16 protein-coding genes are annotated in these 13,949 nt (G+C 73.0%); 9 read left to right on the top strand and 7 right to left on the bottom strand.

The genetic code is table 11. The annotated features are described in order from the left end of the window. Positions 1-148: 148 nt before the first annotated feature. Positions 149-637, bottom strand: coding sequence for an ATP-binding protein (locus ACWGKU_RS08220; RefSeq protein ID WP_452177233.1), 489 nt, complete (start codon positions 635-637; stop codon positions 149-151). A 131-nt stretch (positions 638-768) separates the two neighbouring features. Here ACWGKU_RS08220 and ACWGKU_RS08225 point away from each other — a divergent pair, with 131 nt between their 5' ends. Together ACWGKU_RS08225 and ACWGKU_RS08230 are read left to right on the top strand one after the other, a co-directional pair. Continuing rightward, positions 769-1,641, top strand: coding sequence for a helix-turn-helix domain-containing protein (locus ACWGKU_RS08225; protein ID WP_452177234.1), 873 nt, complete (start codon positions 769-771; stop codon positions 1,639-1,641). 2 nt (positions 1,642-1,643) lie between these two features. Beyond that, complete coding sequence (locus ACWGKU_RS08230) at positions 1,644-1,832, top strand: DUF397 domain-containing protein (protein WP_401049073.1); 189 nt, start codon at positions 1,644-1,646, stop codon at positions 1,830-1,832. An 18-nt stretch (positions 1,833-1,850) separates the two neighbouring features. Here ACWGKU_RS08230 and ACWGKU_RS08235 read toward each other — a convergent pair whose 3' ends face one another. After that, positions 1,851-2,504, bottom strand: coding sequence for a class I SAM-dependent methyltransferase (locus ACWGKU_RS08235; RefSeq protein ID WP_452177235.1), 654 nt, complete (start codon positions 2,502-2,504; stop codon positions 1,851-1,853). Next, positions 2,501-3,091 carry a peptide deformylase gene (gene def / locus ACWGKU_RS08240; protein ID WP_452177236.1) on the bottom strand — a complete coding sequence of 197 codons (591 nt, stop codon included), beginning with the start codon at positions 3,089-3,091 and terminating at the stop codon, positions 2,501-2,503. The genes ACWGKU_RS08235 and def overlap by 4 nt, the downstream gene beginning before the upstream one ends. A gap of 49 nt (positions 3,092-3,140) precedes the next feature. On the opposite strand from def, the gene ACWGKU_RS08245 reads away from it, so the two are divergent. Then, the gene (locus ACWGKU_RS08245; protein ID WP_452177237.1) at positions 3,141-3,659 is read left to right on the top strand and encodes a helix-turn-helix domain-containing protein; all 519 of its coding nucleotides are present in this window, start codon (positions 3,141-3,143) and stop codon (positions 3,657-3,659) included. A 1-nt stretch (position 3,660) separates the two neighbouring features. Here ACWGKU_RS08245 and ACWGKU_RS08250 read toward each other — a convergent pair whose 3' ends face one another. The 4 genes from ACWGKU_RS08250 to ACWGKU_RS08265 form a co-directional block, all read right to left on the bottom strand. Next, positions 3,661-4,194 (bottom strand): hypothetical protein, encoded by a 534-nt coding sequence (locus ACWGKU_RS08250; protein WP_401049066.1) that lies wholly within the window; start codon positions 4,192-4,194, stop codon positions 3,661-3,663. A 138-nt stretch (positions 4,195-4,332) separates the two neighbouring features. Then, complete coding sequence (hemC, locus tag ACWGKU_RS08255) at positions 4,333-5,268, bottom strand: hydroxymethylbilane synthase (RefSeq protein WP_401049064.1); 936 nt, start codon at positions 5,266-5,268, stop codon at positions 4,333-4,335. A gap of 146 nt (positions 5,269-5,414) precedes the next feature. After that, entirely contained in the window at positions 5,415-7,724 is a 2,310-nt protein-coding gene (locus ACWGKU_RS08260; protein ID WP_452177238.1) for an ABC transporter permease, read from the bottom strand. Then, positions 7,721-8,446: an ABC transporter ATP-binding protein gene (locus ACWGKU_RS08265; protein ID WP_401049061.1), complete on the bottom strand. Its 726-nt coding sequence runs from the start codon at positions 8,444-8,446 to the stop codon at positions 7,721-7,723. Before ACWGKU_RS08265 ends, ACWGKU_RS08260 begins: the two co-directional genes overlap by 4 nt. Before the next feature lie 118 nt (positions 8,447-8,564). On the opposite strand from ACWGKU_RS08265, the gene ACWGKU_RS08270 reads away from it, so the two are divergent. From ACWGKU_RS08270 to ACWGKU_RS08295, 6 genes are all read left to right on the top strand, one after another. Then, a complete protein-coding gene (locus tag ACWGKU_RS08270; RefSeq protein WP_387730410.1) occupies positions 8,565-9,419 on the top strand; it encodes a sensor histidine kinase in 855 nt (284 codons plus the stop codon). Beyond that, positions 9,416-10,132, top strand: coding sequence for a response regulator transcription factor (locus tag ACWGKU_RS08275; RefSeq protein ID WP_359915336.1), 717 nt, complete (start codon positions 9,416-9,418; stop codon positions 10,130-10,132). The genes ACWGKU_RS08270 and ACWGKU_RS08275 overlap by 4 nt, the downstream gene beginning before the upstream one ends. Positions 10,133-10,321: 189 nt before the next feature. Continuing rightward, positions 10,322-11,530, top strand: a complete 1,209-nt coding sequence (locus ACWGKU_RS08280; protein WP_401046797.1) for a cytochrome P450 — start codon at positions 10,322-10,324, stop codon at positions 11,528-11,530. 118 nt (positions 11,531-11,648) lie between these two features. Then, entirely contained in the window at positions 11,649-12,809 is a 1,161-nt protein-coding gene (locus tag ACWGKU_RS08285; RefSeq protein WP_401046794.1) for a type III polyketide synthase, read from the top strand. Next, the gene (locus ACWGKU_RS08290; RefSeq protein ID WP_452177239.1) at positions 12,806-13,390 is read left to right on the top strand and encodes an NUDIX hydrolase; all 585 of its coding nucleotides are present in this window, start codon (positions 12,806-12,808) and stop codon (positions 13,388-13,390) included. Before ACWGKU_RS08285 ends, ACWGKU_RS08290 begins: the two co-directional genes overlap by 4 nt. Before the next feature lie 97 nt (positions 13,391-13,487). Further along, entirely contained in the window at positions 13,488-13,910 is a 423-nt protein-coding gene (locus tag ACWGKU_RS08295; protein WP_401046789.1) for an SHOCT domain-containing protein, read from the top strand. The last annotated feature ends 39 nt before the right edge of the window (positions 13,911-13,949 follow it).

The following is a 13,949-nucleotide window of genomic DNA, read 5'->3' on the forward strand; positions in this document are numbered from 1 at the left end:
CCCACCCTGTGCCCGGGGGGGGGGGCGGGGTCACAACCATCACCCCGGCCCGGGCCGGCCCCCGGGCCGCCCACTGTGGTTGGGGCACGCGGCCGGCCCCCCCCCCCCACTCCGGGTGGCTCGGAGGACCGGTGGGGTATCGCGGGGTTCAGAGGGCGTCGGGGGCGTCGGGGGCGTCGGTGGCGTCGGTGGCCTCGGCGAGGTCGAGTTCGGCCCAGACGGTCTTGGAGTTGGGGTGGCGGGGGATGGTGCCCCAACGGTCGCAGAGGGCGTCGACGAGGGTGAGGCCGCGGCCGGTCTGGGCGTTCGGGGTGTGGACGGCGGGGAGGACGGGGAGCCTGTCCCCCCGGGGGTCGCTGATCTCGATGCGCAGGGTGGTGCCCCGGCGCACGGAGGTGGTGAGCGAGAGGTGCACCTCGAACCCGCGCCCCGCAAGGCGCCCGTGCGTGATCGCGTTCGCGGCCAGCTCGGCGACGATCAGCAGCGCGCAGTGGAACGGCTCGGCGTGCGTGGAGTTCAGCCCCCAGTCCGAGAGTTGACGCCTCGCCAGGCGACGGCAGATGGCAGCGCCCTTGGGGGAGGCGGTGAGGACGGCGGTACGGGACCGGGGGTTGTCGAGGGGGATTTCGGTCGTCATGGGAGTTAAGCGTGACGGGACGGAAGTACCCTGGCCAGAAGCCCGGCGGGCACGGAGAGTGCCTGTGCGGACACGGAGGGCCGACTCGTCGGTCGGCTCGGATCAATCGGTCGCAAGGGCGGGTGGTACGCATGGCTGGCGTCGAACGCACGGTGTTCGATGACGGTGAGACGGCGGAGAACTCGGACGGGGTCGCGGAGTTCTACAGCGCGGTGGGCAAGCTGATCAAGCACTTCCGCGAGAAGGCCGGCATCACGCAGAAGCAGTTGGCGACCCTGACGGGCTACAGCGAGGACCAGATCGGCGCGATGGAGCGCGGGGTCCGGACGGCGAGGATCGAGTTCCTGACGACGGTGGATCCGCTCATCAACGCCGGTGGCGCCCTGATGGCCGTCGCGGAGGACGTGATGAAGGCCAAGATCCGGGTGAGTGAGCGCCATCCGGCCTACTCCAAGGCCTTCACCTCGGAGGAGGCCCGGGCCATCGAGATCCACAACTACGACACGATGGTAGTCCCGGGACTGCTCCAGACCGAGGCGTACATCCGCGCCTTGTACGAGATGCGTCGGCCGATCCTCTCGCCCGAGCAGATCGACGAGTGGGTGGTGGCGCGTTTGGCCCGGCAGGAGATCCTGACCCGCTGGCCCCTGCCGGTGGTGACGTGGGTGATCGACGAGAGCGTGCTGCGACGCCCCCTGGGCGGCTGGGACGTGCACAAGGAACAGCTCCAACACCTGCTCAAGGTGGGACAGATGCGGGGCCCCGAACTCCAGGTCATGCCGCTCGACCGGATGAGCCATGCGGGCATGGGCGGTTCGTTCTCGCTGCTGACCCCGCCCAACCGGCCGCAGATCGGCTACGCCGCGGCGCAGCATGTGAACCGTCTGATCACGGATCCGGCGGAAGTCCGTAATATGGCCGCACGGTACAGCAGTATCCGGGCCCAGGCCCTGGGGCTGAGGGAGTCCCTGGCCTTGATCGAAGCGATTCTGGGAGAGCGGTAGGCATGGCCGAGCTGGCGTGGTTCAAGAGCAGCTACAGCACCAACGAGGACGCCAACTGCGTCGAGGTCGCCGGGACCCCCGGCACCGTCCACGTGCGTGACTCCAAGGACAAGAGCGGCCCTCGGCTCAGCTTCTCCCCCACCGCCTGGCAGGCGTTCGTCGCCTTCGCCGCCACCACCGAGGCCGCCTGACCCCACCACCCGACAGATTCACTCTGTACGGGTCTCGGCCAGCAGGCAGACGTACGAGCGGTCGGCCCTCTGTGGGTTCGGCTGTTCGAGGCGGGCCGTGACGGTGAAACCGGCCTGTTCGAGGAGTTCGACGAGCTGTCCGGCCGGGACGAGGTGTGAGACGTACGACACCGGGTGGCCGTACGCCCGGGCCGGGCGCAGCAGTTGGGCCTCGCCGACGTGGCCGCCGAGGAGGAGGTGGCCGCCGGGCGCGAGGACTCGGGCGAACTCGGCGAAGAGCTGCGGGAGTTGCTCCACCGGGGTGTGGTGGACCGAGTACCAGGCGAGGATGCCGCCGAGGGAGCCGTCGGGCAGATCGAGTGCGGCCATCGAGCCGTGCAGGAAGCGCAGTCGGGGGTGGGTGCGGCGGGCGAGCGCGATCATCCCGCCGGACACGTCCACCCCGAAGGCCGACAGCCCCAGGCCGCTCAGGTACGCCGTCACCCGCCCCGGTCCGCAGCCGAGGTCCGCGACCTCGCCGCCGCCCGATTCCCGTACCAGCTCCGCGAAGGCGGCGAGCATCGCCCGGGACACCGGGTCCATGCCCTCCGGCGGGACGACGAGGCGGAGGTAGTCGGCGGCGACGGTGTCGTAGGACTCCCGGACGGCGGCGAGGTGCGCGGGGTCGGTCAACGCTCGGCCTTGGCGGCCCTGGTGGCGCGCTCGGCGAAGACCTTCTCCCGGCGGTCGGCGGTCTGCTTCATCATCCGCTTGCGGTCGCGGGCGGAGAGCCGGTCGATGTAGAGCCCGCCGTTCAGGTGGTCGGTCTCGTGCTGGAGGCAGCGGGCGAAGTAGCCGGTGCCATCGATGGTGACGGGCTCGCCGTGCTGGTTGACGCCGCGCACCACGGTCCGGGCCGGGCGGGCGAGCCCGGTGTTGGCGCCGGGGACGGAGAGGCAGCCCTCGGTCTCCTCGATGAGCGCGCGCCCGGGTTCCTGCTCCTCGATCACCGGGTTGAGGATGTGGCCGGTGTGCCGGACGCCGTCGTCGTCGGGGCAGTCGTAGACGAACAGGCGCAGGTCCACGTCCACTTGGTTGGCGGCGAGGCCGCAGCCGTCGGCGACGTGCATGGTGACGAACATGTCGTCGATCAGCCGGGCGAGGCGCTCGCTGCCGAAGTCCTCCTCGGTGGCCGGGCGGCAGGTGCGGCGCAGGATCTCCTCCCCCACCTCGGTGATCCGCAGGACGGTCGGACGGTCGCGCAACTCGGACACAGGCACTCCCTCGATGGACTTGCTGTCAGCTTTGCAAAGTAGCAGACTTTGCAAAGTGACCGAAGACCTCGTCAGAACCGGCTCCCTCCCCGAGCACGCCGTCCGCACCGCGCTGCTGGAACTGCTCGCCGAGCACGGCACCGTCACCTCCACCGAGGCCGCCGCCCGGCTCGGCCTCAGCTCGGGCCTCTGCTCGTTCCACCTGCGGCAGCTGGCCCGGTACGGGCTGATCGAGGAGGCCCCGGCCACCGACGGACGGGCCCGGCCGTGGCGGCTGCCGACAGCCCGACGGGCGGAGACGGACGGCGGGTTCGGCGAACTGGCGCGCGGCCTGGAGGACGAGAGCCACCGGCACTGGCTCGCCCGACGCGCCGAGGCCCCGGCCGAGTGGCAGCAGGACGAGGCGTTCAGCGCCGTCGTCCATCTGACCCCCGCCGAACTGGCCGCCGTCGCCGAGGAGTTCCGCCGGGTGCTGGCCCGCTACCGGGGCCGCGACACCGACCCGGCCACCCGGCCCACCGGGGCCCGCCCGGTCGCCGCCGTCGCCCGGCTCTTCCCGCTCCTCGACCAGTAGCTCAGGCGGTGCGCGACCGCTCCCGCACCGCCCGCACCAGCGGCCCCGCCACCAGCCCCAGCGCCGCCCCCAGGGCGACCCCCTGCACCCCGTCCCAGACGTCCTGCACATCGCAGGCCCGCCCGATCGCCGGCACCGCGTACCGCACCGCCACCACCGCGAACGGCAGCGCCGCCGCGCCCAGCAGCGCCACCACCGCCCGCCGCCGCGTCCCCGCCAGCGCCGCCGCGAAGCCGACCGGGGCGAAGGCCGCCAGCTTCAGCTCGATGTGCCGCACGTGCAGCAGCTCGTACGGCGACCGCGGCCGGGCGCCCAGCACGGAGCAGTGCCGGACGGCGCCCTCCGAGAGCCGGAACGCCTCCGGCAGCAGCGTCGCCGCGACCACCCCGCCGAGTCCGAGCAGCAGCACGAAGCCCACCACCCAATGGGCCCGCAGCAACCGCCCCACCGGCCGGTTCAGCAGCGCCGCGGGCACCAGCGAGAGCAGCAGCCCGGGCCAGAACATCGGCATCCCGCCGAGCACCGTACTGATCACGCCTCAGACGGACGCCCCGGGCACCCGCCCGGTTCTCGCTCCGACGGGGAAAACTCGACCGCGGTGCCACCGGCCGTTCACGCCCCGGCCCCGGGGCGTGCCCCGAAGAACGGACCCCGGACCGTCACCCGCCGGGCCTCAGTGCGGGATCGAGGAGATCAGCTCCTGCGCCCCCTGCCGCTTGAGCGCCAGCGCCACCGAGGTCCCGAGGTCCTCCGGGCTGAGCGCGCCCGCCCACTCGTGGGCGTCCAGCACCCGCTTGCCGTCCGGGGTGAAGACGCGGCCGCGCAGCGAGAGGCGGCCGTCCCGCTCGGCCCGGGCGTAGCCGGCGATCGGGCTGTTGCAGTGGCCCTGGAGCGCGTGCAGGAACATCCGCTCGGCCGCCGCCTCGCGCCAGGTGTCGTGGTGGCCGAGGCCGGTGACCGCCTCGATGGTCGCGGTGTCGCCCTCGCGGCACTGCAGGACGAGGATGCCGGCGCCGATCGGCGGGCACATCGCCTCGATGCCGAGCACCTCGGTGATCCGCTCCGTACGGCCGATCCGCTCCAGGCCGGAGACGGCGAGCAGCAGTGCGTCGACGTCCCCGGCGTCCAGCTTGGCGAGCCGGCTGTTGGCGTTGCCGCGGATCGGGACGCACTCCAGGTGGGGGTGGGAGGCGGCGAGCTGGGCGACCCGGCGGACGGAGGAGGTGCCGATCCGGGTGCCCGGCGGGAGGGCGGCCAGCGGCAGGCCGCCGGGGTGGACGAGGGCGTCGCGGATGTCGTCGCGGCGCAGGTAGGCGGCGAAGACGGTGCCGGCCGGCAGCGGCCGGTCGGCGGGCACGTCCTTGAGGCAGTGCACGGCGACGTCGGCCTCCCCGGCGAGCAGCGCGGCGTCGACCTCCTTGGTGAAGGCGCCCTTGCCGCCGAGTTGGGCGAGATCACCCGTCCAGCGGTCGCCCGAGGTGGTGACGGGCACCACCTCGGTGCGCAGGCCCGGCTGCAGGGCGGCGAGTTCGGTGCGGACCCGCTCGACCTGGGCGAGCGCCATGGGCGAGGAGCGGGAGACGATGCGGATCAGCTCAGCGGTGGCCATGGCGCGATGATAGGCCTCCTCACAGCGGTGATTGAGCATGCGTCAGCCGGTATGACACACGCGGCGCGGGATTCCGCAAGCTCGGACAACGCGGAGGGTCGGCCGGAAGTCCCGACCGACCCTCCGCCCCGGGCACCGCCGCGGGCTCACTCGTTGTGCAGCACCTCGGCGATCGGCAGCCGGGCCGCCGAGCGCGCCGGGACGAGCGCGCCGAGGACGGCGATCGCGACGCCGGCGAGGGCGAGGCCGCTCAACAGCGGGACGTTCCAGACGTCGAGCGTGTCCTGCGCGAACACGATCGTCCCGACGTTCTCGACGATCAGCCGGTGCGCCACCACCCCGACCGGGATACCGATGATCCCGCTGACCACGCCCTGCCAGGCCACCGAGGTGACCGTCATCGCCACCACCTGCCGTGGCGTCATCCCGATCGACTTGAGCATGCCGAGGTCCCGGCGGCGCTCACGGATGGTGAGCAGCAGGGTGTTGAAGACGCCCAGCGCGGCAACGACCGACAGCAGCACCGTGAAGATCGTGGTGAAGGCGATGACGGCGGCGATCGGCCCGGCCAGGTCGGGGTCGAAGACCGAGGCCGAGAGGCTCGGGTCGGCGTCCGACACCGCCTTGCGGTACGCCTCGGCGTCGGCGCCCTTGGCGAGCGTCACGTCGTACTCGACCACGTGCGGGTCGTCGGTGAGGGCGGCCCTGGTGGCGTCGTTGGAGGCGAACGCCCGGGGGTTGCCCTCGGCCTCCTCGCCGACGAGGGTGACGGCCACCCGCCGCCCGTCCAGGTCCAGGGTGACCTTGTCGCCGAGCTTGAGCCCGTGCTGCTTGAGGAAGGACGGGCCGGCCTCGATCTCGTTCGGGCCGGTCGCCGGGCGGCCGTTCACCACCGAGAGCCACTTGGCGTTGGCGTTGTCGTCGCCGCCGTAGAAGTCGGCGAACGCGGGCTGGGCGTAGCCGACCAGCCCGACCTGGACCAGCCCGCGCGTGCTGACCCGCTCGGCACCGGGGGTGGCGTGCAGCATGGCCTCGGTCTGGGCCGGGGTGAGCCTGGGCTCGGTCCTGTTGCCCGAGAAGTGGGCGGTCTGGACGTTGACATGGGTGTGGCCGTCGGTGTGGTCCACCAATCTGGTCAGGGTGCTGCTCAGACCTGCCGTCATCGTCACGGTGACCACGCCGAGCACGATCGCCGACATGGTCAGCGCGGTACGGGCGGGGCGGGCGAAGGGCTGGCCGAGGCCGAGGCTGACGGCGCGCGGCAGCCGGGTGCCGCTCAGCCAGCGCTGGACCTTCAGGCCGCGGCCGTTGCGCGGGGAACTGCCGGCCGAGATGGCCTGGGCGGCGGGGAGCCGATGGGCGCGCGAGGCCGGGAGCAGCGCGGCGAGGACGACCAGCAGCGGGACGCTGACCAGGGTGGCGAGCGGCAGCCAGCCGGCGGGCTCGATCACGGCGGTGCCGGTGACGATGCCGGAGAACGCGGACTTGAGGATCGGGTACGACGCCACCCAGCCGGCCGCCGTACCGAGGACGGTGCCGGCGACCGCGGGCACCGAGACCATGGTGAGGTAGACGGTCACCACCTGGCGCGGGGTGAAGCCGATCGACTTCAGCACGCCGATGTGCCGGTAGCCGGAGACGACCGCGCCGCTCACCACGTTGCCGACGATCAGCGCCGAGACGACCAGTCCGAGCACGCCGAAGACCGTCATCAACGGCAGGTAGGCGTCGGCCCCCGCCGAGAAGGCGCCCTTGAGCACCAGGTACGACTGGGCGCTGATGATCGCGTCCTTCGGCAGGCCCTCGGTGGCGGAGTCCATGGCGGAGGTGAGCCGCTGCTCACTCGCGGCGTCGGTGAAGCGGTAGAGCATCTGCCGACCGGTGGGGTGCAGGGCGGCGGCCTGCTCGGGGGTGACCCAGCCGCCGGCGCTCTGGCTCATGCTGTTGACGAAGCCGACGATGGTGAGGTACCGGCCGCCGCCGATGGGGAGCCGGGAGTTCAGGAGCTGCTCCGCCGCGCCTCCGAACAGCGAGTTGAGGACCACCTCGCCGGGTGCGGTGGCCCAGCGGCCGGACAGCAGCTCGACCCGGTCCACCGGCCCGGCCCGGTCGGCCCGGCCGACCAGGGTCAGTGGTCCGGGCGGGCTGCCGACCCAGTCGGTGGGGATCTCCACCGTCACCTGGTCGAACGGCCCGGCGGCCGCCTCGACGCCGGGCCGGTGGGCGGTGGCGGCCAGTTGCTCCGCCGAGGCCTTGGCCGGCTCGAAGGACGCCACGACGTGGGCGCCGTGCTGCCCGTCGAAGGCCGCCTCGAAGGGCGCCCGGGCGGCACTGATCACCGCCAGGGCGAGCAGCACCGTCGTGGTGGCGCAGAAGACGACGAGGCCGATCACGACGGTCTGCACCCGGCGGCGCTTCACGGCCGCCCGCGAGGCCCGCCACACCGCTCCGCTCATGCGGACGCCTCCAGCATCCGCTCGTTCGCCACGCGCCCGTCCGCCATCTCGACCAGCCGGCTGGCGCAGCGGGTGGCCAGGTCGGGGTCGTGGGTGACGATCAGCAGGGTCTGCCCGATCTGGTTGAGGTCGATCAGGAGGTCCATCACCTGCTCGCCCGAGCGGCTGTCCAGCGCGCCGGTGGGCTCGTCGGCGAGCAGCAGGGCCGGGCGGTTCATCAGGGCGCGGGCCACCGCGACCCGCTGGCGCTCGCCGCCGCTGAGCGTCGCGGGGTAGACGTCCTTGCGGTGGGCGACGCCGAGTTCGTCCAGCAGCTCCAGTGCCCGGCGGCGGGCCTGGCGGGCGTTGGTGCCGGTCAGCTGGGCGGCCAGGGCGACGTTGTCGAGGGCGGGGAGGTCGTCGATCAGGTTGAAGAACTGGAAGATCATGCCGACGTGGCGGCGGCGGAAGAGGGCCAGTCCGTTCTCGTTCAGCCCTCCGAGGTCCTGGCCCTGCACCCGGACGGTGCCGGCGGTGGGCCGGTCGAGTCCGGCCACCATGTTCAGCAGGGTGGACTTGCCGCACCCCGAGGGGCCCATCACGGCGACCGCCTCGCCCGCGCGGATCCGCAGGTCGACGCCGTCGAGCGCCTTGGCGTCGCCGAACTCCTTGTGGACCCCGGACAGCTCGACGACAACCTGCGCGTCGCCCGGCCGGGAGGTCCCGTCGTGGTCGTTGCTCATGGTGGACGACCGTAGGCGCGGGGCCGTCGCCGGCACGTCCCACCCCGGGTGTAACCGCGGGCGGCCGTAGTACCCGGGATGTACGGGGGCGGCACCCCCGGATGATGTGGATCATGCCGTGACCTGGGAGGCTGGTGCCGTGTGGGGATCGGGGTGGGAGTGGGCGGCCGTCGCGACGGCCGGAGCGGCGGCCGCGGCGGCCTGCTGGCTGGCCGTGGCGCTCGCCCGGGCGCGGCGGCTGCACCGGGCGGCCGTCGGCGAGCGCGGCTGGCTGCTGGAACGGGAGCGGGAGAGTGCCGCCCGGACCGCCGTGGACGCCGAACGGGCGCGGATCGCCGCCGAGTTGCACGACATCGTGAGCCACAACGTGAGCCTGATGGTGGTGCAGGCCGGGGCTGCGCGCGAGGTGCTGACCACCATGCCGGAGGAGGCCGCTGCGGCGATGGCCGCGGTCGAGGCGGCCGGGCGGGACGCGATGACCGAACTGCGGCACCTGCTCGGCCTGCTCGCCCCCGCCGCGGACGGCGGCGAGGAGCCGGCCGCGGACGGCTTCGCGCCGCAGCCCAGCCTGAGCCGGCTGAGCCCGCTGATCGACCGGTTCGCCTTCGCCGGGCTGCCGGTCGAGGTGCGGATCTCCGGCGAGCCGCGGCCGCTGCCCGGCGGCATCGACGTGACGGCGTACCGGATCGTCCAGGAGGCACTGACCAATGCGCTCAAGCACGGGGACGGGGTGACGGCGGAGGTGACGGTGCGCTACGCGGACCACTACCTGCGGGTGGAGGTGCTCAACAGCGGCCCGAGCGTGCTCTCCGGGGCACCCGCCGCGCCGGCCGGGCCGGGGCCGGACGGCGCCGGGCGCGGGCTGCTCGGCCTGCGCGAGCGGGTCGCGGTGTACGGCGGCGACCTGGACGCCCGGCGCCGGATCGGCGGCGGCTTCCGGGTCCGCGCCCGGATCCCGCTGGACCGGCCGTGACGGGGGGCCGCACGGACCCGGAGCAGCCGCCGGAGCGCCGTCCGCGGGTGGTGATCGCCGACGACCAGGAGCTGGTCCGCACCGGCTTCCGGATGATCCTCACCGCGCGCGGCATCGACGTGGTCGCCGAGGCCTCCGACGGCGACGAGGCGGTGGCCGCCGCCGTGCTGCACCGCCCGGACGTCGCGCTGCTGGACATCCGGATGCCCGGCACGGACGGCCTGGAGGCCGCCCGGCGCATCCTGGCCCGGGTGCCCGGCTGCCGGGTGATCATGCTGACCACCTTCGACCTGGACCACTACGTCTACGCCGCGCTGTCCGCCGGGGCCAGCGGCTTCCTGCTCAAGGACGTCACCTCGGCCCACCTCGCCGCCGCCGTACGGCTGGTGGACACCGGGGACGCGCTGCTCGCCCCCTCGATCACCCGGCGCCTGGTCGAGCGCTTCGCGGCCGGCGCGCCGCGCCCGGCCCCGGGCTCCGAGGGCCCGGCGCTGCACCGCGACCTCGCCCCGCTGACCCCGCGCGAGGCGGAGGTGCTCACGCTGCTCGGGCGCGGGCTGTCCAACACGGAACTGGCGCGCGAACTGACGCTCAGCGAGTCGACGGTGAAGACCCATGTGGCCAGGATCTTCGCCAAGCTGAACCTGCGCGACCGGGCGCAGGCGGTGGTGCTCGCCTACGAGACCGGGCTGGTCGCGCCGGGTGGCGGCTGACCGTCAACTCGCCGCCCATCCGCGCCGATTCGCGTGACTATCATCCGAATCTCACTCGTTGGAGTTAACTCTTCACCGAATTCCCCTTTTTGCCAATTCATGGGGCACCATCTGCATGTCCACGCCCGAGCCGGACCGACACACCTCGGGCGCCACCCCCCGGCACGACGACAACACTTGGACCGGCCCGTGACCACCAACCCCCCCGTGTGGGACTGCCCCTTCCACCACACCGACGGCCTGGAGTTCGACCCCCTCCTGAAGCGACTGCTCACCGAGGACCCGGTCGCCAGGATCCGGCTGCCGCACGGCGAGGGCGAGGCCTGGCTGGCCACCCGCTACGAGGACGTCAGGGTCGTCACCACCGACCGCCGGTTCAGCCGCGCCGCGGGCATCGGCCGCGACCTGCCCCGGATGACGCCCGCCCCGATCGCCCAGGCCGAGGCGATCAACCTGATGGACCCGCCCGCCCACAACCGGCTGCGCCGGCTGGTCGCCCAGGGCTTCACCACCCGCCAGGTCGAGCGGATGCGCCCGGCCACCCAGCGGACCGTCGACGGCTACCTCGACGAGATGACCGAGCACGGCGCCCCCGCCGACCTGATGCGCTTCCTCGCCGACCGTCTCCCGCTCGCCACCATCTGCGAGCTGCTGGACGTCCCCGCGGCCGACCGCGCCGAACTGCGCGGCCACGCCGTGGCGATGATGCGGATGGGCCCGGGCAGCCGGGACGGCCAGGAGGCCGCCAAGACCGCCCTGCGCGGCTACTTCGCCGAGCTGACCGCCGAACGCCGGGCCCACCCCGGCGAGGACCTGATCAGCGCCCTCGCCACCGCCCGCGACGGCGACGAACTGCTGGACCCGGACGAGCTGACCGTCATGGCGATGGTCCTGCTGGTCACCGGCCACGACACCAGCACCTACCAGCTCGGCAACCTCACCTACACCCTGCTCACCCACCCCGAGCAGCTCGCCGAGCTGCGCGCCCGGCCGGAGACGCTGCCGCGCGCCCTGGAGGAACTGCTGCGCTTCGTCCCGTTCCGCCAGGGCGTCGGCATCGCCCGGGTCGCCACCGAGGACGTCGAGCTGGGCGGCGTGCCGATCCGGGCCGGCGAGGCCGTGCACGTCTCCTACCTCACCGCCAACCGGGACCCGGCGGCCTACGAGCGCCCCGACGAGCTGGACCTCGACCGCGACGCCGGGCCCGTCAACATGACCTTCGGGCACGGCCAGCACCGCTGCCCCGGCTCACACCTGGCCCTGATGGAACTGCAGGTCGCCATCGGCACCCTGCTGCGGCGCTTCCCCGGTCTGCGGCTGGCCGTCGACCCCGCCGAACTCGACTGGAACTCCGGCTCGATCTGGCGCTTCCCGCGCACCCTGCCGGTGGCCTGGTAGCCGACTCCCCCACCTGCCGCCGCCCGCCCGCCGCCGCCCGTCACCCGCGGCCGCGCGGCGCCCGTACCGCTCCACGCATCCACCGGCCTGCCACCAGGCCCCCAGGGGAGACCCACCCATGGCAACTCTCTGCCGCCCGGCGATCGGCGTGCCCGAGCACGTCATCACGCTCGACGAGACCCTCGACCTGGCCCGCACCCTGCACGCCGGCCACCCCCAGCTCGGCCTGGCGCTGCGGCTGATCGAGAACACCGGGGTGCGCACCCGGCACCTGGTCCAGCCGATCGAGCGGACCCTCACCCACCCGGGCTTCACCGTCCGCAACGAGGTGTACGAGCGCGAGGCCAAGCGACGCGTCCCCGAAGTGGTCGAACGCGCCCTCGCCCACGGCGAGTTGACCGCCCGGGACATCGACCTGATCGTCTACGTGTCCTGCACCGGCTTCATGATGCCGTCGATGACCGCCTGGCTGATCAACACCATGGGCTTCCGCGCCGACACCCGCCAGGTGCCGATCGCCCAGCTCGGCTGCGCGGCCGGCGGCGCCGCCGTCAACCGGGCGCACGACTTCTGCCGCGCCTACCCGGGCGCCAACGTGCTGATCGTCGCCTGCGAGTTCTGCTCGCTCTGCTACCAGCCGACCGACCTCGGCGTCGGCTCGCTGCTCTCCAACGGCCTGTTCGGGGACGCCGTCGCCGCCGTGGTGATGCGCGACAACGGCGGGTACGGCGTACAGGTCGAGCGCAACGGCTCGCACCTCGTCCCGCACACCGAGGACTGGATCTCGTACGGGGTCAAGGACACCGGCTTCCACTTCCAGCTGGACAAGCGGGTGCCCGGCACCATGGAGATGCTCGCGCCCGCGCTGCGCGCCCTGGCCGGGGAGCACGGCTGGGACGTCTCCGGGCTCGGCTTCTACATCGTGCACGCGGGCGGCCCGCGCATCCTCGACGACCTGTGCCGCTACCTCAACCTGGAGCCGGCCACCTTCCGCTACAGCCGGGCGACGCTCACCGAGCGCGGCAACATCGCCAGCGCCGTGGTCTTCGACGCCCTGGCCCGGCTGTTCGCCGACGGCGGCGCGCCCGAGGGCACCACCGGACTGATCGCGGGCTTCGGACCGGGCATCACCGCCGAGATCTCACTGGGCAGTTGGGTCGGCGCACCGGCCGAGGCGCCACGCCCTCGCCGCCCGCGAGCCATCTCCACCTCCGACATTGCCCTCGTCCATCCGACCGCCCCCCGCCGTTTCCCGGCCGGCACTACCATCGCCGAATGACTGACACCACGGACCGCGCCGACACCTCCGCCAGAGCCGCCGAACTCGCCGCGAGGTTCCCGGCGTTGCACGCACCGCAGTACTGGAGCTGGGGGCGGTTCGACGCGCAGTTCTCCACCGAGCTGCCGCCGGACGCGCTGGTCACCAACATCCACCTGGTCGGCTTCGCGGACGGTCGGGTGGTGCTCTGCCGGGACGACCGGGACCACTGGTTCCTGCCCGGCGGCACCCGGGAGCGGGACGAGAGCATCGCCTCCTGCCTCGCCCGCGAGCTGGGCGAGGAGGCGGGCGCCCGGCTGCTCGGCGAGCCGCACTGGCTGGGCGCGCACCGCTGCCGCACCGAGGACCCGACGCCCTACCGGCCGTGGCAGCCGCACCCGGAGAAGGCCTGGCTGTGGGGCTGGGGCGAGGTGGCGCTGGACTCCGCGCCGACCAACCCGACGGACGGCGAGCAGGTGGTCGAGGTCCGCGCGGTGCCGCCCGCGGAGGCCCAGCGGCTGCTGCTGACCGGGCACGACGCCTGGTGGGGCGAGCTGGTCGCGCTGGCGGTGGAACTGCGCCGGCAGGCCGGCCTGGGCTGAGAGCCCCGCCCGACGGCCGTTCCCGCGGCTGTGGAAGGTCACTTGAATGGCGGAACATCAAGTGAAGATGTCCGTTTTGTGATGGTATTACTCAGCCATGGACACCACTTCACTGGCCGTGGACTACCCGGTGCTCAGCATCTTCTGGACGATGCTGGAGTTCTTCCTCTGGGTCCTCTGGTTCTTCCTGCTTTTCAAGATCATCACGGACATCTTCCGCAGCCACGACCTCAGCGGCTGGGGCAAGGCCGGCTGGCTGGTCCTGGTGATCATCCTGCCCCTGATCGGCGTCCTGGTGTACCTGATCGCCCGCGGGCAATCGATGACCAAACGCGACCTCCAACAGGCCCAGGAGAACCAGGCCGCCTTCAAGGCCTACGTCCGGGACGCGGCAACGTCCGGGCCCGAGGCCGCCGGCCGCAGTCACGCCGACGAACTGGCGAAACTGGCGGACCTGAAGGAGAAGGGCGCCATCTCCGAGGAGGAGTACCAGAAGGCCAAGGAGAAGGTCCTGGCCTGAACGTCCGGACGGTCACGACGATCCGGCCGGTCGCACGGC

The organism is Kitasatospora sp. NPDC054768, assembly GCF_053612025.1.